This is a genomic window from Oscillospiraceae bacterium NTUH-002-81 (assembly GCA_032620915.1).
In the GTDB taxonomy this organism is placed as follows: domain Bacteria; phylum Bacillota; class Clostridia; order Lachnospirales; family Lachnospiraceae; genus JAGTTR01.
In genome coordinates, this window is sequence record CP136052.1 from 178,011 (window position 1) to 200,337 (window position 22,327).

The window sequence follows — 22,327 nt, forward strand, 5'->3', positions numbered from 1 at the left end:
ATTCCCTTTTTATTATTTATCCAAACCCAAATCAATGTCAAGGTCTCCGGCGATGACTTTGTCATCCTTGCCCAGCGCCCCCGGAATGATGGAGAAGGTGTTGGAAATTCCATCCTGGGAATCCAGGAACGGCAGTTTGGCAACAGAGGACAGGGATGCAACGGCACCGTGGCTGTCTCTGCCGTGCATCGGGTTGGCACCCGGTGCAAATGGAACGCCCTTCTGACGGCCGTCCGGTGTGCTTCCGGTATTTTTACCATATACCACGTTGGAAGTGATGGTAAGGATGGAAGTGGTGGGGAAACCGTCTCTGTATACGTGATGTTTGCGGATCATATTCATGAAAGTGGTGACAAGCTTCTTTGCCAGTGCGTCCACACGGTCATCGTCGTTGCCGTATTTCGGGAAATCGCCCTCGGTCTCAAAGCCGGTAACAATGCCGTCCTCATCCCGGATGACTTTGACCTTCGCATATTTGATGGCGGACAGGGAGTCAGCCACTACGGACAGGCCTGCGATACCGGTTGCAAAATATCTCTTTACATGCTTGTCATGCAGTGCCATCTCCAGACTCTCATAGCAATATTTGTCATGCATATAGTGGATAATGTTCAGGATGTTGACATACACGCCGGCCAGCCATTCCATCATATCCTCATACTTGTCCCAAACATCGTCGAAGTCCAGATATTCGCCGGTTACCGGTCGGTATTTCGGGCCGATCTGCTTCTTGGTCATCTCATCCACACCACCGTTGATCGCATACAGCAGGCACTTTGCCAGGTTTGCACGGGCACCGAAGAACTGCATTTCCTTGCCGACTCTCATGGAGGATACGCAGCATGCGATGGCATAATCGTCACCGTGGGTCACACGCATCAGGTCATCGTTCTCATACTGGATGGAAGAGGTGTTGATGGAAGTCTTCGCACAGAACTTCTTGAAGTTCATCGGAAGTCTGGTGGACCACAGCACGGTCAGGTTCGGCTCGGGAGCCGGGCCCAGGTTGGTCAGGGTGTGCAGGAAACGGAAGGACATCCTGGTTACCATGTGGCGTCCGTCAATGCCCACGCCGCCGATGGACTCGGTTACCCAAACCGGGTCGCCGGAGAACAGGTCGTTGTACTCGGGGGTACGTGCGAATTTGATCAGACGCAGCTTCATGATGAAGTGGTCGATGAACTCCTGGATCTGCTCTTCTGTGAAGGTGCCCTCTTTTAAATCTCTCTGTGCATAGCAGTCAAGGAAGGTGGAAGTACGTCCCAGGGACATAGCCGCACCGTTCTGCTGCTTGACAGCTGCCAGATAGCCGAAGTAAACGGCCTGGATGGCTTCCTGTACGTTGGAAGCGGGCTTGCGGATGTCACAGCCGTAAATATCGCCTAATTTAATCAGCTCTTTCAGGGCCTTGATCTGCTCGGACAGCTCCTCTCGGTCACGGATCACATCGTCGGTCATGATGTGGGAGGTGGAGTCCTTCTGGGCGATCTTGTCCTCGATGAGGCGGTCAACGCCGTACAGTGCGACCCGGCGGTAATCGCCGATGATACGTCCGCGGCCGTAAGCGTCCGGAAGACCGGTAACGATGTGGGCGGAACGGCAGTCTCTCATCTCCTGGGTGTAAGCGTCAAATACACCGGCATTGTGTGTTTTTCTGTGGATGGTGAAAAACTCAACAACCTCCGGGTCCAGCTCATAGCCGTTGTCCTCGCACGCCTTCATGGCCATACGGATTCCGCCGTAAGGCATCATGGCACGCTTGAAAGGCTTGTCTGTCTGGAAACCAACGATGGTCTCTTTATTTTTGTCCAGATACCCTGCTGCGTGAGAGGTGATGGTAGATACCACCTTGGTATCCATATCCAGCACGCCGCCTGCCTCCCGTTCCTGACGGGAAAGATCCAGTACCTGGTCCCATAAATCTTTGGTGTTCTGTGTAGGGCCTGCAAGGAAAGCGTCGTCTCCGTCATAAGGCTCGTAATTCTTCTGAATGAAGTCTCTGACATCAACCTCGGTTTCCCATGCGCCGCCTGTGAAATTTCTCCACTCTGGTCTCATTTTTAATACCCTCCTGTTTGTTTGAAAAGTTTTGCTGTTTCTGTGCCCTCATTATATGCAGAAATGCCTGTTAGCGTCAAGCAACTGTGTGTACTTTTTGAAATACAAAGTATGTTTTTTTTAGTTTCAAAACCGATTGTTAAAATAAAAACATTGACAAAAGTCTGAAATCGGACTAAACTGTAAAAAGTCTGAAATCGGACTTTTTAAATGTGGGGAATGGAAGAACTGAGAAACCAATGGAAACGGAGGAAAATCATGGAAATGGGTGCAAGAGGAGCTCTTGTGGAGTTTAACCGGATATGTAAGGAAAATAATGAGATTTATCACGGGGTGACCCGGGCTCTGGGATTGACGGACTGTGCGTTCTGGATCCTGTACACGCTGCGGGAGTCGGAAGGGGAATATACCCAGAGAGATTTGTGTGCGGTATTGTGTGAGCCCAAGCAGACGGTGAATTCCGCGTTGAAAAAGCTGGAGCAGGAGGGGCTTTTAGAGCTGCGCCCCATGAGTGACAAGCGGAGCAAACGGGTGCACCTGACGGTAAGGGGGCGGCATCTGGCTTCCCAGACGGTGGATCTGGTGCTGGAAGCAGAGTATGACAGTATCGGGGAGCTTTCCGCGAAGGAACAGAGCAACCTTCTTTATTTATATAAGAAATATACCCGTCTGCTGGCTTTCCATATGGGAAAGCTGACGGAGGCATTGGAAGAGGAAAAGGAGAAGAAAAAGCATGAGGATTAAATTATCGGATCATTTTACGTATGGCAGGCTCATCCGTTTTTGCCTGTCTCCGATGATCATGATGATATTTACGTCGATTTACGGCGTGGTGGATGGGCTGTTTGTGTCAAACTATGTGGGGAAAATCCCCTTTGCGTCCATCAACCTGGTGATGCCCTTTCTCATGATGGTGGGCGGCATCGGGTTTATGCTGGGCACCGGCGGCAGTGCGCTGACGGCTATGACACTGGGAGAGGGAGACCAGGAGCGGGCCAACCGGTATTTTTCCATGATCGTGCTGTTTACGGTGATCTGCGGCATTTCTGCCACTGTGCTGGGCATTGTATTTCTGCCGGATATCGTGCGGCTGCTGGGCGCAACGGAGGTGATGATGGAGGACTGTCTGGTGTACGGCCGGATTTCCATGGCATTTACGACGCCTTTCATGCTGCAGAGCGTGTTTCACACCTTTCTGACCACAGCAGAAAAACCGAAACTGGGGCTGATGGCTACGGTGGCTGCCGGAGTGACCAACATGGTGCTGGATGCTCTGTTTGTGGCGGTCTTTGACTGGGGGTGTGGCCGGTGCGGCGCTGGCCACCGGGATCAGTGAATCCGTGGGCGGTTTCCTGCCGCTGGTGTATTTTCTCCGGCCCAATGACAGTCTGCTGCGGCTGCGGCGTGTCCGGCTGGAGCTACGACCCCTGGTGCTGTCCTGTACCAACGGTGCCTCCGAGCTCATGTCCAGCATTTCCTCTTCGCTGGTGGGGGTGGTGTACAACTATCAGCTGCTGCGGTTTGCCGGGGAGGACGGCGTGGCTGTGTATGGCATCCTCATGTATGTGCAGTTTATTTTCGTGGCGATCTTCATCGGCTACACCATCGGTACGGCGCCGGTGGTGGGCTATCATTACGGGGCGGATAACCGGGAGGAACTGAAAAACGTGCTGCGCAAAAGCGTCTGTCTCAATGGATTGGCCGGTGTGGTCATGCTGGTGCTGGGCAGAACCGGTGCGGGTCTGTTTGCCCGGATCTTTGTGGGGTATGATGCCGGGCTGGTGGACATGACCGTCCATGCGTTCCATATTTTCGCCTTTGGCTTCCTGCTGGCAGGATACAATATTTTTGTCTCGTCCTTTTTCACTGCGCTGAACAACGGCGCCGTGTCAGCGGCAGTATCCTTCCTGCGGACGCTGGTTTTCCAGATGCTGGCGGTCATCGTGCTGCCCATGCTCTGGGAGGTGGATGGCATCTGGTGGTCCGCACTGGCGGCGGAGATCGCGGCATTTGTCATTTCCACGATGTTTTTGCTGGGGAAGAGAAAACGATATGGGTATTTGTAGGCGCTCTCTTCGAGTGAACTGTTTTTGAAAAATTTAAGAAAATTGCATAATGACGGGGCACTAAATTATTGCTATAATAGTTAAGATATCAGGATTGCGAAAGATATCGGAGCAATCTGTAGGTATGATAACAGAAGAGGATCAAAACTAAGGAGGTGCCTGCATGGCGAATCGCACAAGCAGCAGGAACAATTATAATAGAAGCAGCAACAGGAACAGGCGCAGGAGACGGCGTTCCCGGAACCGGAGACGGCGGATGATGCCGGTGCTGGCAGGGGTACTGTTTATCGTTCTGGTGCTGGCGGTGGTGCTGATCGCGGGTGTGATCCGCAAGTATTCCCTGTCCGATGAGCGGGCAGATCAGATGGCGTATTTCGGTCTGGAGGCGGACGATGAGGTGGCAGTGATCCTGCAGAACGAGCAGGCAGAGCTGCACGGATTGCTTATCGACGGACAGCCGTATGTGAATTTTGAGACGGTGCAGAACAGCCTGAACTCCCGTTTTTACTGGGATGCCAATGAGAATCAGCTGCTGTATGCGCTGCCGGACAATCTGGTGAAGGTGCCGGTGGGCTCTTCCGAATATTATATCGGCAAGGACCGGCAGAATTTCAACTATAATATTGTAAAAACCGAGGGCAACGATACGTATGTGGCGCTGGACTTTGTGAAGCAGTATACCGATCTGGAATATCAGCTCTATGACAGTCCCAACCGGGTGGAGATCCTGTATCAGTGGGGCACCCAGAATGTGGCGACGCTGAAGGATGATGAGGCGGTACGGCAGAAGGCAGGCATCAAGAGCCCGATCCTGACGGACGGCAAGAAGGGGGATACCCTGACGGTGCTGGATACCGAGGAGGGCATTGAAGACTGGACGAAGGTGCGCACGGCGGACGGTTATATCGGCTACGTGCGTAACAAGCGGCTGGGCAGTGTGGAGGCGCAGGAGCTGGCGTCCTCCGGGGATTTCCAGGCGCCGGTTTACACGAACATTTCCAAAGATTATACGATCAACATGGCATGGCATAACGTGACGACGGCAGCAGCCAACGACACGGTGCTGAGCACCATTGCCTCCACCAAGGGGCTGACCACCATTTCTCCCACCTGGTTTACCATCGGGGACAATGACGGCAACCTGGATTCCATCGCTTCTGCGGAGTATGTGAATTACGCCCACCAGAGCGGCCTGGAAGTGTGGGGCATGATCGACAATTTCAAGGAAGGTGTGGACACCTATGAGGTGCTTTCCTATACCTCCAAGCGGGAAAATCTGATCAATCAGCTCATTGCCCAGGCGATCCAGTATGGTCTGGACGGTATCAACGTGGATTTTGAGAAGCTGAGCAGTGAGACCGGCATTCATTTTATCGAGTTTGTACGGGAACTGTCCATCAAGTGCCGGAGCAACAATCTGGTGCTGTCTGTGGACAACTATGTGCCCAAGGCTTATTCTTCCCATTATTACCGGGCGGAGCAGGGCGTGGTGGCAGATTACGTGATTATCATGGGATACGATGAGCATTTCGCAGGCTCCGAGGAAAGCGGTTCAGTGGCTTCCATCGGTTTTGTCCGGGACGGCATTGAGCAGACGCTGGCAGAGGTACCGGCGGAGAAGGTCATCAATGCGGTGCCGTTCTACACCCGTCTGTGGCAGGAGACGCCGAAGACCGAGGAGGAGATCGCCGCAGAGGACACCACGGCAGTGGATTACAAGTACATTCCGTACAAGCTGAGCAGCCAGGCACTGGGCATGCAGGCGGTGGAAGATGTGCTGACGGCCAACGGCGCGACCCCGACCTGGGATGACACGACGGCGCAGTATTATGCGGAATTTGAAAAAGATGGCTCCACCTTTAAGGTGTGGATGGAGGAAGAGAAGTCCATCGAGGAAAAAGCAAAGCTTCTGAAAGAATATAACCTGGCTGGTATTGCCGAGTGGAAACTGGGCCTTGAAAAATCTTCCATCTGGGATATAATCTTGAAGTATGTCAATTAAAAAAGTGCAGAAAGTTTTGCAGGAAAGAGAAATAAAAGACAGGGCGTGAACCGGATGCAGAAAAGGGACACGCCCTTTTCTTAAAATGAAGAACATCTGAAGGAGAAAAGCATGAAGATCAGAGACATTTTGCAGAAAGACCGACCGACCATTTCTTTTGAGGTATTCCCTCCGAAAACCATGGACAACTATGCTTCCGTGGAAAAGGCGACCATGAAGATCGCAGAGCTGCAGCCGGATTTTATGAGTATTACCTACGGCGCAGGCGGCGGCACCAGCGCCTACACCATTGATATCGCAGCCAATCTGATGAAAACCTACAACACACCGGTGCTGACCCATCTGACATGCGTATCTTCTACCAAAGAGAAGGTGCATGAGGTGCTGGGCCAGATGAAGGATCACGGCATTGAGAACGTGCTGGCACTGCGGGGCGATATCCCGGCAGCCTCCGAGTTCCCCCTTCCGGGCCAGTATCATTATGCGGCAGAGCTCATTGAGGATATCAAGAGCCAGGGCGATTTCTGTATCGGCGCAGCCTGCTATCCAGAGGGACATGTGGAGGCCCCCAACCAGCGGGAGGACATGCGCCATCTGAAAGAAAAGGTGGACGCAGGCTGTGATTTCCTGACGACCCAGATGTTTTTTGACAACAGTGTGATGTACAGCTTCCTGTATCAGATCCGGGAAATGGGTATCACCGTGCCGGTGCTGGCCGGTGTTATGCCGGTGACGAACAAAAAACAGATCAAGAGAAGCTGTGAGCTGTCCGGCACTTACCTGCCCACCCGGTTCAAGCGGATGGTGGACAAGTTTGGGGACGACCCGGCTTCCATGAAGCAGGCAGGTATCGCCTATGCCACCGAGCAGATCATTGACCTCATTGCCAACGGCGTGAAGGGCATTCATGTATATTCTATGAACAAGCCGGAGATCGCCCAGGCAGTGATGCATAATTTATCAGAAATTCTGAAATAAGCCGGAAAGCGGTGAGGACGTTGAAAGATCGGCAGAACTTGAATGAGCGGGAAATTTTGCGCTATCTGGGCTACAAAAGCGGCCAGGAGGCGGATGCCCGGACCCTGCAGCTCATTGCCCAGGAAGAGGAGGAGCTTTTCCGGACGGCGGAGTTCCGGTCTGTGTACCGGATCTTTCCGATCAGACAGGTGACGGAAGACGCGGTGGATTTTGGGTTTACTTGTATCCACAGTCGAAATCTGGCCAAAAACTTAAAGGGCTGCGGACAGGCGGCATTTCTGGCGGCCACGCTGGGCAGCGGGGTGGAGCATCTGCTCTGGAAATACAACCGGCTGCAGGTGAGCCGGGCGGTGGTGCTCCAGGCCGTATCGGTGGAAGCCATTGAGGAATACTGCGATGCCTGCGAGGAGGAGATCCTGGCGGCGCTTTCTTCCGGCGGGGAAGGGCCTTACTATCTGCGGCCCCGTTTCAGTCCGGGGTACGGCGACCTGCCGCTGGAATTTCAGAGAGAGTTTTTGCAGATCCTGGAGACGCCGAAGAAAATCGGTGTGACGCTGACGGACAGCCTGCTGATGATGCCCTCCAAATCGGTGACGGCTATCATCGGCATCAGCCGGGAGGACAGCCACTGCATTCGGCAGGGGTGTGAGAGCTGCGCGCATACGGACTGCGCATATCGGCGCAGCTAGAACGAGGCCAAAGACGCAGACAGGACAGACATCATGAATGGAAGAATGTCAAAGCTGCGAGCGGAACGGATGTTGCAAGTGGCATGACAGCACGGGCAAATGGCGAATCGCGCCAATACAAGCGGGCTGGGGGCAGACTGGTGAAATGGCAGATACGAAAGATAAAAAAGAATCAAAGCCCACAGGAGGAAAGTAAGTTATGGATATCATGAAAGAGATCGACCGGCGGATCGTATTCTGGGACGGCGGTATGGGAAGTCTTTTGCAGGAGCGGGGGCTTCAGCCCGGAGAACTGCCGGAGACATGGAATATACTGCACCCGGACATTGTGACGGAGATCCACAGGGAGTACATCGAGGCCGGTGCGGACATTATCGATACGAATACCTTCGGGGCAAACCGGCTGAAATTCCCGGACGACGGGGAATTTCCAGTACCGGAGCTGGTACGCGCGGCGGTGAAAAACGTGCGGGAGGCGGAAAAACTGGCGGGCAGAAAGGTGTTTGCGGCGCTGGATATCGGCCCCACCGGAAAGTTGTTAAAACCGCTGGGCGACCTGGGTTTTGAGGAAGCCTATGACCTGTTTGCCCAGGTGGTGCGTGCCGGGGAGGAAGCCGGTGCAGACCTGGTGCTGGCAGAGACCATGAGCGACAGCTACGAGGTGAAAGCGGCCATTCTGGCGGCCAAGGAAAACAGCCATCTGCCGGTGATGGCGACGATGATTTTTGATGAGAAGGGCAAGCTGCTCACCGGAGGAAATGTGGCGTCCACGGTGGCGCTGCTGGAAGGACTGGGCGTGGACGCTCTGGGCATCAACTGTGGTCTGGGCCCGGTACAGATGGAGGGCATTTTGCTGGATCTGCTGCAATATGCTTCCGTGCCGGTGATCATGAACCCCAATGCAGGCCTGCCCAGAAGCGAAAACGGCAAGACCGTGTATGACATCAATGCGGAGGAATTTGCGGAGGTTATGGAGCGGATGGTGCGCCATGGCGTGCGGGTGGCAGGCGGCTGCTGCGGTACGACGCCGGAGCACATCCGGCAGCTGCGCAAGCGGTGCGAGCATCTGACACCGGTGCCGGTGGTGCCCAAGAACAGAACCTTCGTGTCCTCTTATGCCAACGCGGTGGAGATCGGCCCCAAGCCGGTGATCATCGGTGAGCGCATCAACCCCACCGGTAAATCCAAGTTCAAGCAGGCGCTGCGGGATCACGACATGGACTACATTTTAAAGGAAGCAGTGACCCAGCAGGATGCGGGGGCGCACATTCTGGATGTCAACGTGGGCCTGCCGGAGATCGACGAGCCGTCCATGATGGAGGAGGCCATCCGGGAGCTGCAGACGGTGACCGACCTGCCGCTGCAGATCGATACGTCTGATTTCACCGCCATGGAACGGGCCATGCGGATTTATAACGGAAAACCGCTGATCAATTCTGTCAACGGCAAGGATGAGGTGATGGACGCGGTATTTCCGCTGGTGAAAAAATACGGCGGCACAGTGGTAGCCCTGGCCCTGGATGAGAACGGCATCCCGGACAATGCGGACGGGCGGATCGCCATTGCCAGACGGATTTATGCAAAAGCGGCTTCCTACGGTATTGCGGCCAAGGACATCATCATCGACGGCCTTGTCATGACCATCAGCTCTGACAACCGGTCGGCGCTGGCGACGCTGGAAACGCTGCGGCGCGTCCGGGATGAGCTGGGCGGCCATACGATCCTGGGCGTGTCCAACATTTCCTTCGGACTTCCGGCCAGACCGAACATCAACGCGGCATTTTACACCATGGCCATGCAGAACGGCCTGAGCGCCGCCATCATCAACCCCAATTCCGAGGATATGATGCGGGCGTATTTCAGCTACTGTGCGCTGGCCGGGCTGGACGAAAACTGCCAGGACTATATTGCCCGGTATGCGGGCCAGACGACGGCGGCACCGGCAGCAGCCAAGGGCGACCTGCCCCTGCAGGAATGTATCCGCAAAGGGCTGAAAGAACAGACGGCAGCAGCCACCGCAGCGCTTTTGAAAACCACGGCGCCGCTGGATGTGATCAATCAGGAACTGATCCCGGCGCTGGATGTGGTGGGCAAGGGGTTCGAGAAGGGCACCGTATTCCTGCCCCAGCTGCTTATGAGCGCCGAGGCGGCCAAGGCAGCCTTCGATGTGATCAAACAGCAGATGGCGGACAGCGGCGTGGTGCAGGAGAAAAAAGGCAAGATCATTCTGGCCACCGTCAAAGGTGACATTCACGATATCGGCAAAAACATTGTAAAGGTACTGTTGGAAAATTACAGCTATGACGTCATTGATCTGGGCCGGGATGTGCCGCCGGAGACCATCGTGGAGACGGCGCTGGCGCAGCAGGTGAAGCTGGTGGGCTTAAGCGCCCTCATGACCACCACTGTGCCCAGCATGGAGGAGACCATCCGTCAGCTCAACGCAGCTGATCCCACCATCAAGGTCATGGTGGGCGGTGCGGTGCTCACCCAGGAATACGCGGACACCATTCACGCCGATGCCTACTGCAAAGACGCAATGGCATCCGTCAACTACGCCGGACAGGTGCTGGGGCGTAAAGAGGGACAGGGAGTATGAAAAAGAGAAAAATAGCCGGAGCCTTGCTGGCGCTGGCACTGTTGGCGGGGCTGTGCATAACAGGCTGTGGAAGTTCCGCGGGCGACGATAAGGGAGATGTCAGAACCGGGACAAATGCGGAAGTGCAGACAGATGAGGCGGATTCCGGCGTGTCAGATACAACAGATGTAGACGAGATTGCTGGGAATGCCCCGGATTTATCCGTGGGCGGCGGCTCGTTAAATGAGAAGCTGAACAGTGATGCGGTGCAGTCTGCACTGGGAAACGAAAACGGCTCTGAAACTGCAGAAAGTCAGGATACTTCCGTGCAGAATGGGGATGCCGTTCCGGCAGAGAACAGCAATGCGGCGGGCAGCGGCAACGGTCATCTGGTGGCCATAGATGCCGGGCATCAGGCCAAGGGCAACAGCGAGAAGGAGCCCATTGGCCCGGGGGCTTCCGAGACGAAGGCCAAGGTGGCGGGCGGCACCTCCGGCAAGGCCAGTGGTCTGGCAGAATACCAGCTGACGCTGCAGGTGGCGCTGAAATTGCAGACAGAGCTGGAAAGCCGGGGCTATCAGGTGCTGATGATCCGTACCCAGAACGATGTGAACATCAGCAACAGCGAGCGGGCACAGATGGCAAACAATGCAGGCGCGGACGCTTTTGTGCGCATCCATGCCAACGGTTCCGACAACACATCGGTGAAAGGGGCCATGGGCATCTGTCCTACCAGCAAGAATCCCTATTGCGCCAACATTTATGCCAGCAGCAGAAAGCTGACGGACTGCATCATGAATGCTTTTCAGGCAGCCACTGGCGTTTCCAAGGCGACGGTGTGGGAGACGGACACCATGAGCGGCATTAACTGGTGCCAGGTGCCGGTGACCATCGTGGAAATGGGCTATATGTCCAATGCGGAGGAAGATGCCCTCATGGCGACAGAGGATTATCAGGCAAAAATGGTACAGGGCATGGCTAACGGGCTGGATCAATTCTTTTCGCAGTAAGAAGAGATAAGACATCACAGCACGCTTTGAAGCAGGAAAAGGAATCGATGATCTGCTGGATAGGATAGAAGATATCAAGTGTCACAGAACGAGCCGAAACAAGGCAGGGGATTGCTGACCTGCCGGAAGGAATAATCCATTCGTGTGCCATGCATGAATACGGATGTGAAAAAGATTTGTTATGCAGCAGATAGGGATGTAGGAGGAAAGAGATGCAGAATATTACAGGATATACGAAGGTGTACGGGATCATCGCGGACCCGATCCGCCACAGCATTTCTCCGCTGATGCACAACACCGCTTTCGGGGCGCTGGGCATCGACGGCGTGTATGTGGCCTTCGAGACGCCGGAGGAGCAGTTTGACGCGGGCGTGCGGGGCTTAAAGGCGCTGGGCATCCAGGGCTTTAACGTGTCCATGCCTTACAAACGGCGGATCATGGATTATCTGGACGAGATTTCCCCGGCGGCCCGGCTGGCCGGAGCGGTGAATACTGTGGTGCGGGAGGGCGATCGCTATGTGGGATACCTCACCGACGGTACCGGATTTTTGCAGGCGCTGGCCACAGAGGGCATCGACATTGCCGGGAAAAAACTGGTGATCCTGGGAAAAGGCGGCGCAGCCACGGCCATCAGCGTGCAGGCGGCGCTGGACGGGGCGGCGAAGATCACCATTTTCAACCGGTCAGACGCTTCCGAAAATGCTGAACTGATCCGCAAAGCCACCGGCTGTCAGGCGGAGGCGTATTCCATCGCGGACACCACCACGCTGCGGCAGAAGCTGGAGGAGGCAGATCTGCTGGTAAATGCCACCAATGTGGGTATGGGCAATCTGCAGGGGCAGTGCCTCATCCCCGATGCGTCCTATCTGCATCATGGGCTGTTTGTGGCAGACATCATTTACAATCCGAAGAAAACGGCGCTTCTTGCCATGGCAGAGCAGGCCGGACTTCCCACTGCCAACGGGCTGGGTATGCTGCTTTATCAGGGCGCCGAGGCGTTCCGCCTGTGGACAGGGCAGGATATGCCGGTGGATGTGGTGAAGCGGACGGCTTTTCCGGAATTATAACAACCCGAATAACCCATTTCCCCGGGGCATATACTTTTGTGAGTGTATGACCGGGGATTTTTTATGAGAAAAAATAAGCTGGAACTGCTGATGAGCCTTCTGATCCTGTTGGCGGCCTGGGTGCTTTCCCGGGAGGCGGCCCAGACGGCGGTGTCCGCGGATGCGGTGAAAAACGGAGCGCAGACATTTGTGGTGGTCATTGATGCCGGGCACGGCGGGGAGGATCCGGGAAAGGTGAGCGGGAGCGGCACGCTGGAAAAGGACATCAACCTTGCCATCGCCCTGCGGCTGGAGCGGATGCTGCAGGCGGCGGATGTGAAAACGGTGATGACCAGACGGGCGGACGAGGGGCTGGACAGCCGGAAAAACGGCAGCAAAAAGGTGGAGGATCTGAAAAACCGCTGTGCGCTGATCAGTAAATCGAAACCGGACTGTGTGGTAAGCGTGCATCAGAACAGTTATCAGGATGCGGCTATCCGCGGGGCGCAGACGTTCTATTATGCGGACTCGGCGGAGGGCAAACGGCTGGCCCAGCTCATCCAGCAGCAGCTCATTTCCCATGTGGCGCCGGATAACCACCGGGAGGCGAAAGGCAATAAAAGTTATTACCTGCTGAAGAAAACAGACGCGCCCATCGTCATCGCAGAATGCGGTTTTTTATCAAATCCCGAGGAAGAAAAACTGCTGAAAACGGCGGAATATCAGGAAAAAACAGCCTGGGCAATTTATATGGGCGTGATGGCGTTTCTCAATGCCGGATAAGGAAAAGTATTTACTTTATTTTCTAAAATGTTTATAATGAAATAACTCCAAATAGTAGACGGGAGGAATTTTCTGAATGAATACAACAATACTTAATGTGAGCGGAGATTCCGCGGACGACGTTAAGATTGAGGCGGCAGGCAATCTTCTGAAGGAAGGCAAGCTGGTGGCGTTCCCCACAGAGACCGTGTACGGGCTGGGCGCCAATGCGCTGGACGAGGAGGCCGCTGCCAGAATATACAGTGCCAAGGGCCGGCCGTCGGATAATCCGCTGATCGTGCATATCGCGGACTGGGATGCGCTGGGGCTGATCGTCAAGGAGATTCCGCCGGAGGCGAAGCTTCTGGCTGATAAGTTCTGGCCGGGCCCGCTGACGATGATTTTCAAGAAAAGTGACCGGGTGCCGTATGGAACCACCGGCGGTCTGGAGACGGTGGCCGTGCGCATGCCCAGCCATCCGGTGGCCATGAAGCTCATCCGGGCAGGCGGCGGTTACATTGCAGCGCCCAGTGCCAACACGTCAGGGCGTCCTAGCCCCACCCGGGCGGAGCATGTTAAAGAGGATCTGGACGGACGGATCGACATGATCCTGGACGGCGGCGAGGTGAACATCGGCCTGGAATCTACCATTGTGGATCTCAGTGAGGGCGTGCCCACCATTCTGCGTCCGGGCTACATTACGAAAGAGATGCTGGAAGAGGTGCTGGGAAAAGTCGAAGTGGATCAGGCTATCATCCGGGACGATTCCAACATCGTGCCGAAAGCGCCGGGCATGAAATACCGCCATTATGCGCCCAAGGCCGATCTGGTGGTGGTGGAGGGCGAGCAGGCCCTGGTCACTGCACGGATCAATGAGCTGGTACAGGAAAAACAGGAGCACGGCATGCGGGTGGGCGTCATCTGCACCGAGGAGACGAAAGATCTGTACAATGCGGACGAGATCCGTTCCGCAGGCAGCAGGCAGGATGAAGAATCCATCGCCCGCCATCTGTTTGCGGTGCTGCGGGAATTTGATGAGCTGGACGTGGACTGCATTTACTCGGAATCCTTTGAGGGGCCGGGACTGGGACAGGCCATCATGAACCGCCTGTTAAAAGCCGCTGCCCATCAGGTGATCCATATCAACAAGCGGGGCGTCAGCCGTCTCAACCGTATTTTGTTTGTCAGCAACAGCGCCAACATCATGGGCCCCATGGCGGAAGGCATCGCCAGACGGGAGCTGGAGGGCGTGAATATCGAGGTGCGAAGCCGGGGACTGGTGGTACTTTTCCCAGAGCCGGTGAACCAGAAGGCCGAAGCGGTGATGATCAGCAATGGCATCCGCATGGACGGCTATATGTCCAAGCAGCTGACCCGGGAGGACATGGGCGACGCCTGTCTGGTGCTGACCCTGAATGAGAAGCAGAAAGAGCGGATCAACGAGGAGTACCCGGAACAGAAGCAGGTGTACACGCTGAGCGAATTCAGCGGCGTGGAGGACACCCAGAACCCCTACGGCGGGGAGCTCACCGACTATGGGCGCTGTTTTGAACAGGTGGAAAAAATGGTGAAGCGGACGATTGCCCGGCTGAGAAGAGAACACAGTATTTAACAGTTGGAAGATGCACCAGTGAAAAAGCGTGCAGAGGGATAGCGAGCAGTACAGGCGTGTCGATGCCATGCGTTGTGCGAGGTACAAATGAATAGAGCGCTGTGCAGACGAGCTGACACCGTACGGTGTGCATAGTGGAATGGTGAATCGGCAGGCGGCATGTAAGCAGAATAGAAAAAAGAAACGGAGGAGTACACAGATGAGCGATAAGAGACAGGATTATATTACCTGGGATGAGTATTTCATGGGCGTGGCCAAGCTTTCCGGCATGCGTTCCAAAGACCCGAATACGCAGGTGGGAGCCTGCATCGTCAGTGACAGCAACAAGATTCTGTCCATGGGCTACAACGGCTTCCCTGTGGGCTGCTCCGATGATGAATTCCCGTGGGCCCGGGAAGGGGAACCGCTGGACAACAAATATCTGTACACAACCCACAGTGAGCTGAACGCGATCCTGAACTATCGCGGCGGCAGCCTGGAAGGGGCGAAGTTGTATGTGACGCTCTTCCCGTGCAACGAGTGTGCCAAAGCCATCATTCAGGCGGGCATCCGCACGCTGATCTACGACGATGACAAATACATGGACACGCCGTCCGTCATTGCGTCCAAGCGGATGCTGGACGCAGCCGGTGTGCGGTATTATAGATATAAACGGACAGGAAGAGAGATTTCCATGCAGCTTTAACACATTCTATGTAGCGACAGCTGCGAGGGTGATGTGAGATTTGAAGAGGTTGAGAACTTAAAAAGAAGAACTGTCAGCTTCCCATAAAAGAAGTGACAGTTCTCATGTGTTGTTCTGCATGTGAATAAAGTTTCTGCTGGCAAGGCTTGTGCGTTTGCAGAGGATTGTTTATTTACTCTCCGATGGCCTGTTTGAGTGCCTTGGACAGCTGGTCAGGGCAGGAAGTCGGGCGGGGACCGCAGTGAATGCCTTCCAGACGGCGGATGGCTTCATGCACGTCCATGCCCTCCACGAGCGCAGCCACACCCTGGGTGTTGCCGTTGCATCCGCCGACGAACTCGACAGATGTCACGATGTTGTTTTCAACTTCTACGTTGATGAGCTGGGAACAGACGCCCTTTGTCTTATATACCATAATCTTTTCCTCCTAAAGTATGTTTTGTATCAAAGCCTATCCATATTCACAAAGCGATCGTGCATAAGAAATCCCATGATGGCGATATGCCTCAAAGAGGTTTCCTATGAAAAGCGATGTGAAGAGATGAGACTTTCAAGATAGTATAACACCGAAGGAAAAATTTTTCTATAAAAAATCAAGAAGAAAAGGATGAACAAATCATGAAACGAATTGGAATTATCGGTGCAATGGAAGAAGAAGTTGCACTGTTGAAAGAACAGATGCAGATCGAGAAAAGGGTGGAGAAAGCGTCCATGGAATTCTGTGCCGGAAAATTAAACGGTCAGGAGGCCGTGGTGGTGCGCAGCGGCATTGGCAAAGTCAACGCCGGTATCTGCACTCAGATTCTAGTGGATCTGTTCGAGGTAGATGCGGTGATCAACACCGGAATTGCCGGTTCTCTGGATGCCAGAATCGACATCGGCGACCTGGTGATCTCCACGGATGCGCTGCATCACGACATGGATGCGGTGAACTTTGGCTATGCGCTGGGGCAGATTCCACGGATGGACACGCTGGCATTCCCGGCAGACGAGAAGCTCATCGAGACAGCGGCCCGGGTATGCGCAAAAGTGAACCCGGACATCCGCACCTGGACAGGCCGGGTGGTCAGCGGCGACCAGTTCATTTCTGACAAGGCCACCAAAGACCGGATCATCAGCAATTTCGGCGGCTTCTGTACCGAGATGGAGGGCGCAGCCATCGCCCAGGCTGCTTACCTAAACAAGATTCCGTTTGTGATCCTGCGGGCCATCTCCGACAAGGCGGATGACAGCGCCACCATGGATTACCCGGCATTCGAGAAAAAAGCCATCGAGCACAGCGTGCGACTGGTGCTGGGCATGATGGAGGCTCTGGCGTAAAACTGTAGAGGGTGAACGATGGCGCTGCTGGAATCATATTTGTTCAGACACTGTCTGAATGCGCAGAATATGAGGACATTTTATCTTGCGTATCCAATTTTCCAGACAGTGTCTGTTAAATTGATGAAAGTTGTCGATGAATTGTGCGGCTCCTTCTCTTTCCATTTTTTACCAGTTCATGTATAATAACTGTAAAAATCTGGAAATGGAAGGAGCGTTTTTTATGCTTGAAAAAATGACGGATCTCCAGTTTGTACTGTACGTGCTGGCCGGGATCAGTGCTGTCGTTTTGTTACAGAAGATAATCGTATCCTTGATTTACAGACACCTGAAGAAAGAGACGGATGGGCTGCCCACCGTCAATGATCGCTGGATGAAGCAGCTGAAGCTGAAATACGAAAATACATACAAGATCAACAGCCACATGGCGGATACCCGGCTGTACGTGGACAGGCAGGTAGAGAAGCTGAAATTCTTTCACGCCCATCTGGCGGGGATGAATTCATTTTACCGGAAAGCGCAGCTCATCTGTATTTTGCTGGGCGGGACAAGCTATGCGCTGGCGGTCCGGGCCGGGCGCACCGTGGCCGATTGTCACCTTTTTTTCGTCATGGGCATTTTGGCGGCGGTGTTTTTGCAGCTGCTGGATTGTCTGTCGGGCAATGAACGCTCCGAAAAAATTGTAAAACAGAACATCACGGATTATTTTGTCAATATTCTGGAGCCCAAGCTGGTGGAGCCGGAGGCATTTGCCGGGACACAAGTGTTCGGCAGTGCCGGATACCGGGGAGAAAGATTTGCAGATGTGCAGCCACAGCGCGGAGCAGAAAATGGGAGAAGTGCCGGGGAAGGATATGCCGGGGGAGTCACTGATAAAAGAGTGGCAGAAAGTACAGGAGATCAGGAGTTGCGAAATAGAGAAATGCTATCGGATATGCAACAAAAAGAAGAAACTGGATCGATGGCCCGTGAAAAAACGGCGGCTGCCCGTGCGTCCGGTCGGTGGCAGTCGTTGAAGCCTTCTTACGGAAACGGCTGGGAAGATTTCCCGGAGGAAAACGCTTTTGCCGCAGCTGGGAGCATTTCCGACGTGGACGGACAGGTTTTTTCGGCTGGGGAGAAGGAGCTGGCAGCAGGCGGACAGTGTGTTTCTCGGGAGGAAGAGGATAAGATCGTCCGGGAAGTGCTGAAAGAATTTTTGGCGTGAATGCTCTTGATATATGAAAAACGATTTGATAGAATGAGAGCAGAACAGGGAAAGGGTACCTGTAGAAGAAGGAGTGAATCACATGGATAAAGTGACATTTGACTATTCCAGAGCGGAAGCGTTTATCAATCCCCATGAAGTGGCTTATATGGGACGTCTTGCAGAGGACGCAAGGAAGCTTCTGCTTTCCAGAGAAGGCGCCGGGAATGATTTCCTGGGATGGCTGGATCTTCCCGTAGATTATGATAAGGAAGAGTTTGCACGGATTCAGAAAGCAGCGAAGAAGATTCAGGAGGATTCCGAGGTTCTGATCGTCATCGGTATCGGCGGATCTTACCTGGGCGCGCGGGCTGCCATTGAATTTTTAAGACACAGTTTTTATAACAACGTATCCAAAGAGATCCGCAAGACGCCGGAGATCTATTTCGCAGGCAACAGCATCAGCGGCAGATACCTGAAAGGCCTCATCGATGTGCTGGGAGACCGGGATTTCTCCATCAACGTGATTTCCAAGTCCGGCACCACCACGGAGCCTGCCATCGCTTTCCGTATTTTCAAGGAGATCCTGGAGAAAAAATATGGCAAAGAAGAGGCTGCCAAGAGAATTTATGCTACCACAGACAAGGCAAAGGGCGCTTTGAAAAATCTGTCCGACAGCGAGGGCTACGAGACTTTCGTTGTACCGGATGATGTGGGCGGACGTTTCTCCGTTCTGACCGCAGTTGGACTTCTTCCCATCGCAGTCAGCGGCGCAGATATTACCAAACTCATGGAGGGTGCCGCTTCCGCAAGAGAACGTGCCATCCGCGACGGTTTTGAGCAGAACGATTCCATGAAATATGCGGCTGTCCGCAATATTTTACACAGAAAAGGCAAGAGTATCGAGATCTTGGCAAACTACGAGCCCAGCATCCACTATGTATCCGAGTGGTGGAAACAGCTGTGCGGCGAGAGCGAGGGCAAGGATCACAAGGGCATTTACCCGGCATCTGTTGACCTGACCACTGATCTGCATTCCATGGGACAGTTCATCCAGGACGGCTCTCGCGTCATGTTCGAGACCGTGCTCAGCGTGGAGGACTGCGACGATAAAGTGATGATCAATGAGGAAGCCGTGGATCTGGACGGCCTGAATTACCTGGCTGGCAAGGATATGGATTTCGTCAACAAGAGTGCCATGACAGGAACGATGCTGGCGCACACCGACGGCGAGGTGCCGAACCTGCTTGTGACCGTACCGAAGCAGAACGAATTCTTCCTCGGCGAGCTGTTCTATTTCTTCGAGTTTGCCATTGCCATCAGCGGCTACCTGAACGGCGTGAACCCGTTTGACCAGGAAGGCGTGGAGAGCTACAAGCGCAACATGTTTGCCCTTCTTGGCAAGCCGGGATATGAGAAACAGAGAGAAGAGATTCTGAAGAGACTGTAAGCGCGGCGTTTCCTGCGGCGGGGGATGACCTGCGGCGGCAGAAAACACTGTGGTTGAGAAAACCGGCCAAGATGCTGTTCCGTTGCGGAAAGCATTTAGGCCGGTTTTTTGCGCGAGCGACGAGCCAAAGTCTGTGTTTACACGAGGTTCTGGCGTTGCTAAGTGCTAGTGGAACTTGCTCATGTAGGATGCGATCAGAAAATATGGTTAGAGTAGTCGTCAAAATAAGTTTAGAACAAATACAGTTCATAATAGAGTCAGAGAATTTGCGTTGGACTGTATTCGGAATGGATGATCGATCGTAGTTTTTTGTAAGTGGAACTGAGATTATGAATATTTTTGCCAGAAAGAGAAAAGGAGTTGGAAAAGAAATGAAAATCGTTATGCTGGAAAAAACATCCTTAGGGGATGATGTCAATATTTCTGCGCTGGAGCAGCTGGGAGAACTGGTGGTTTACGATACCTCCACGGAGGAGGAGACGAGAGAGAGGGTGGCGCAGGCCGACGTGATCCTGGTGAACAAGGTGCCCATGAATGCCCGCACGCTGGAAAAAGCGGCCCACGCGAAGCTGCTGTGTGTGACGGCCACGGGAACGAACATCGTGGACATGGATTACTGCCGCAGCCGGAATCTGCCGGTGACGAATGTGGCCGGGTATTCCACAGACTCTGTGGCACAGCACACCTTTGCGCTGCTGTTTTATGTGCTGGAAAAGCTGAACTGGTATGATGCTTATGTGAAATCCGGCGCTTACAGCCGCAGCGGCATGTTCTGCTGTCTGGATGAGAAGTTTTTCCAGTTAAAAGGAAAGACCTGGGGCATCATTGGTCTGGGCACCATTGGCCGGGAGGTGGCGCGGATCGTGGAGGCGTTTGGCTGCCGAATCCTGTGCTATTCTGCAACAGGCCGGAAATATGACACGCCCTATGAGCAGGTGGATCTGGAAACGCTGCTGGGCGAGTCGGATGTGGTATCCATCCATGCGCCGCTGAATCCGGCCACGGAAAATCTCATGACGAAAGAAAAATTTGCCATGATGAAAAAGAGCGCCATCCTCATCAATGTGGGCCGGGGCCCCATCGTCAATGAAAAGGATCTGGCGGAGGCGCTGAACGCGGGTGTCATTGCCGGTGCCGGACTGGATGTGCTGAGCGCGGAGCCCATGAAAGCGGACAATCCGCTGCTGGCGGTACAGGACAGCCGGAAATTGGTCATCACCCCGCATATCGCCTGGGCATCGGTGGAAGCCAGACAGAAGCTGGTGGACGAAGTGGCGGAAAATGTGCGGGCATGGATGAACGGAACGCCGCGGAATCTGGTATAGAAGTTGATAGAGATGGAGAGGAACGGAAGGGGAATGGACAAGCAGAGTTTGACGCGGCTCCAGCGGCAGCTGACCGGAAAATATGTGGCGACCAACGGATTGTTCTGGATGGCTTACGTGTGCATCTGGGGCTTCGGTGCGGTCTATCTGAAAGGAAAAGGCTTTTCCAGCACGGAGACGGGCATCATCACCGCGCTGGGCGGCCTGATCTCTGTGGTTTTTCAGCCATTGCTGGCGGCCAGGATGGAAAACGGCGGCCGCCTGTCGGTGCGGCAGGCGTTCATGCTCTGCCTGGGGGCAGCCTGTATTTGTGATGTGGTGCTGCTTGTGTGCCCGGCAGCGGCGGCGTTGGCGCTGGCCTGCCTGTTCCTGGCAGTGATGGCGCTGTTTCAGATGAATTCAGCGGTGCTGAATTCTCTTGGCATGGAATATGTGAACCTTGGCATACCGGTGAACTATGGTCTGGCCAGAGGGGCAGGCTCCGTCTGCTTTGCCCTGCTGTCACTGGCACTGGGATTTGTGACGGAGCGCTTCGGTGTGGATGCGCTGATTGTGCTGTCACTGGTATTCAGCCTGTGCCTCATCGGACTGCTGGCGACATACCAGAGTACCCGTAAGTTGAAGGAAATGTATGGGCTTGGCAGCCGAGTGCCTGAAAAAGTCAATTCAAGTTCTCCCCAACCGGAGGATTCTTCTCATCCAATAGATTCGACGAAATTCGACGCTGACAGTTCACAGAAGGCAGAGGCAGGCAATGTTGCACCAACAGCTATGCCACCAACAGAGAATTCGTCAGCGAGCACAACCGCAACAACACATCTATCAGCAACCGCAACTCCGGCGTCAGAGATTGACTCCATCGCAGCCCGGCGCACACGGGAGCAAGACGCATCAGTCCCCTCCCCCGGCATGCGCGCCATGTTCGCCGCTGACCGGGGGCTTCTCATCCTGCTCCTGGGCTTTTTCCTGATTTTTGTGGGCCATTTCATGAACAATACCTACATGATCGACCTGGTGGGGCGGTTTGGCGGTTCGGATGCGGACATGGGCATCGCCACGGCGTTTGCGGCGTCCCTGGAACTGCCCGCAATGATTTTGGTAAATTTTCTTGTGAAACGAATTTCTTCGGCCAATGTTTTGCGGATCAGTGCTGTTTCCTATGTGATGAAAACCGTGATCCTGCTGGGGGCTGTGAACATGCCGGTACTGCTGCTGTCCCAGCTGTGCCAGTTCGGGGCCTATGCGTTCTTTGTTCCGGCCTCCGTGTACTACATCAACGAGCGGGTGCCCGATCAGTACAAAGTCACGGGCCAGTCGGCGCTGGGCATGGCGACCATGGGGCTGGGCGGCGCTGTAGGCAACTTCCTGGGCGGCCGGGTGCAGGATGTGTTCGGTGTCTCCGGCATGGTGGTGGTCTGCGTGACCTGCACCATTGTCGGGGCGATGTTTACTTTTGCCGGATTGGGAAAAAACCACGCCAAAAATTAAAAAGAAAATTAGAAAATAGGGAAATTTCCTTGACTGCCTCCAAAGGATATCTTATATTTATGGCAGGTTAGT

19 protein-coding genes are annotated in these 22,327 nt (G+C 54.2%); 17 read left to right on the top strand and 2 right to left on the bottom strand.

Going from position 1 to position 22,327, the window contains the following annotated elements; genetic code table 11:
* Positions 1–12 precede the first annotated feature (12 nt).
* The gene (pflB, locus tag RJD28_00915; protein ID WNV58158.1) at positions 13–2,058 is read right to left on the bottom strand and encodes a formate C-acetyltransferase; all 2,046 of its coding nucleotides are present in this window, start codon (positions 2,056–2,058) and stop codon (positions 13–15) included.
* 258 nt (positions 2,059–2,316) lie between these two features.
* Here pflB and RJD28_00920 point away from each other — a divergent pair, with 258 nt between their 5' ends.
* From RJD28_00920 to RJD28_00975, 12 genes are all read left to right on the top strand, one after another.
* The gene (locus RJD28_00920) at positions 2,317–2,802 is read left to right on the top strand and encodes a MarR family transcriptional regulator (GenBank protein ID WNV58159.1); all 486 of its coding nucleotides are present in this window, start codon (positions 2,317–2,319) and stop codon (positions 2,800–2,802) included.
* Positions 2,792–3,394, top strand: a complete 603-nt coding sequence (locus tag RJD28_00925) for an MATE family efflux transporter (GenBank protein WNV58160.1) — start codon at positions 2,792–2,794, stop codon at positions 3,392–3,394. Before RJD28_00920 ends, RJD28_00925 begins: the two co-directional genes overlap by 11 nt.
* On the top strand, positions 3,348–4,124 hold the full coding sequence (locus RJD28_00930; protein WNV58161.1) for an MATE family efflux transporter: 777 nt from the start codon (positions 3,348–3,350) through the stop codon (positions 4,122–4,124). The genes RJD28_00925 and RJD28_00930 overlap by 47 nt, the downstream gene beginning before the upstream one ends.
* A 163-nt stretch (positions 4,125–4,287) precedes the next feature.
* A complete protein-coding gene (locus tag RJD28_00935) occupies positions 4,288–6,126 on the top strand; it encodes a glycosyl hydrolase family 18 protein (GenBank protein WNV58162.1) in 1,839 nt (612 codons plus the stop codon).
* Positions 6,127–6,237: 111 nt separating this feature from the next.
* Positions 6,238–7,104 carry a methylenetetrahydrofolate reductase [NAD(P)H] gene (gene metF, locus RJD28_00940; GenBank protein ID WNV58163.1) on the top strand — a complete coding sequence of 289 codons (867 nt, stop codon included), beginning with the start codon at positions 6,238–6,240 and terminating at the stop codon, positions 7,102–7,104.
* Positions 7,105–7,124: 20 nt separating this feature from the next.
* Positions 7,125–7,793 carry a vitamin B12 dependent-methionine synthase activation domain-containing protein gene (locus tag RJD28_00945; GenBank protein WNV58164.1) on the top strand — a complete coding sequence of 223 codons (669 nt, stop codon included), beginning with the start codon at positions 7,125–7,127 and terminating at the stop codon, positions 7,791–7,793.
* Positions 7,794–7,992: 199 nt separating this feature from the next.
* The gene (locus RJD28_00950; protein WNV58165.1) at positions 7,993–10,392 is read left to right on the top strand and encodes a homocysteine S-methyltransferase family protein; all 2,400 of its coding nucleotides are present in this window, start codon (positions 7,993–7,995) and stop codon (positions 10,390–10,392) included.
* Positions 10,389–11,381: an N-acetylmuramoyl-L-alanine amidase gene (locus RJD28_00955; GenBank protein ID WNV58166.1), complete on the top strand. Its 993-nt coding sequence runs from the start codon at positions 10,389–10,391 to the stop codon at positions 11,379–11,381. The genes RJD28_00950 and RJD28_00955 overlap by 4 nt, the downstream gene beginning before the upstream one ends.
* A gap of 212 nt (positions 11,382–11,593) precedes the next feature.
* A complete protein-coding gene (locus RJD28_00960; GenBank protein WNV58167.1) occupies positions 11,594–12,448 on the top strand; it encodes a shikimate dehydrogenase in 855 nt (284 codons plus the stop codon).
* Positions 12,449–12,511: 63 nt separating this feature from the next.
* Complete coding sequence (locus RJD28_00965) at positions 12,512–13,210, top strand: N-acetylmuramoyl-L-alanine amidase (GenBank protein ID WNV58168.1); 699 nt, start codon at positions 12,512–12,514, stop codon at positions 13,208–13,210.
* Positions 13,211–13,286: 76 nt separating this feature from the next.
* Positions 13,287–14,801: an L-threonylcarbamoyladenylate synthase gene (locus tag RJD28_00970; protein ID WNV58169.1), complete on the top strand. Its 1,515-nt coding sequence runs from the start codon at positions 13,287–13,289 to the stop codon at positions 14,799–14,801.
* Positions 14,802–15,000: 199 nt separating this feature from the next.
* The gene (locus RJD28_00975) at positions 15,001–15,486 is read left to right on the top strand and encodes a dCMP deaminase family protein (protein WNV58170.1); all 486 of its coding nucleotides are present in this window, start codon (positions 15,001–15,003) and stop codon (positions 15,484–15,486) included.
* A gap of 172 nt (positions 15,487–15,658) precedes the next feature.
* On the opposite strand, the gene RJD28_00980 is transcribed toward RJD28_00975, so the two are convergent.
* A complete protein-coding gene (locus RJD28_00980) occupies positions 15,659–15,901 on the bottom strand; it encodes a TIGR03905 family TSCPD domain-containing protein (GenBank protein ID WNV58171.1) in 243 nt (80 codons plus the stop codon).
* A gap of 203 nt (positions 15,902–16,104) precedes the next feature.
* On the opposite strand from RJD28_00980, the gene RJD28_00985 reads away from it, so the two are divergent.
* The 5 genes from RJD28_00985 to RJD28_01005 all read left to right on the top strand — a co-directional run bounded on the left by RJD28_00985 (position 16,105) and on the right by RJD28_01005 (position 22,255).
* Positions 16,105–16,806 (top strand): 5'-methylthioadenosine/adenosylhomocysteine nucleosidase, encoded by a 702-nt coding sequence (locus tag RJD28_00985; GenBank protein ID WNV58172.1) that lies wholly within the window; start codon positions 16,105–16,107, stop codon positions 16,804–16,806.
* A 223-nt stretch (positions 16,807–17,029) separates the two neighbouring features.
* Entirely contained in the window at positions 17,030–18,013 is a 984-nt protein-coding gene (locus tag RJD28_00990) for a hypothetical protein (GenBank protein ID WNV58173.1), read from the top strand.
* 82 nt (positions 18,014–18,095) lie between these two features.
* Complete coding sequence (locus RJD28_00995; GenBank protein ID WNV58174.1) at positions 18,096–19,442, top strand: glucose-6-phosphate isomerase; 1,347 nt, start codon at positions 18,096–18,098, stop codon at positions 19,440–19,442.
* A gap of 371 nt (positions 19,443–19,813) precedes the next feature.
* Positions 19,814–20,767 carry a D-2-hydroxyacid dehydrogenase gene (locus RJD28_01000; GenBank protein ID WNV58175.1) on the top strand — a complete coding sequence of 318 codons (954 nt, stop codon included), beginning with the start codon at positions 19,814–19,816 and terminating at the stop codon, positions 20,765–20,767.
* A 33-nt stretch (positions 20,768–20,800) separates the two neighbouring features.
* Entirely contained in the window at positions 20,801–22,255 is a 1,455-nt protein-coding gene (locus RJD28_01005) for an MFS transporter (protein WNV58176.1), read from the top strand.
* Positions 22,256–22,327: the final 72 nt, after the last annotated feature.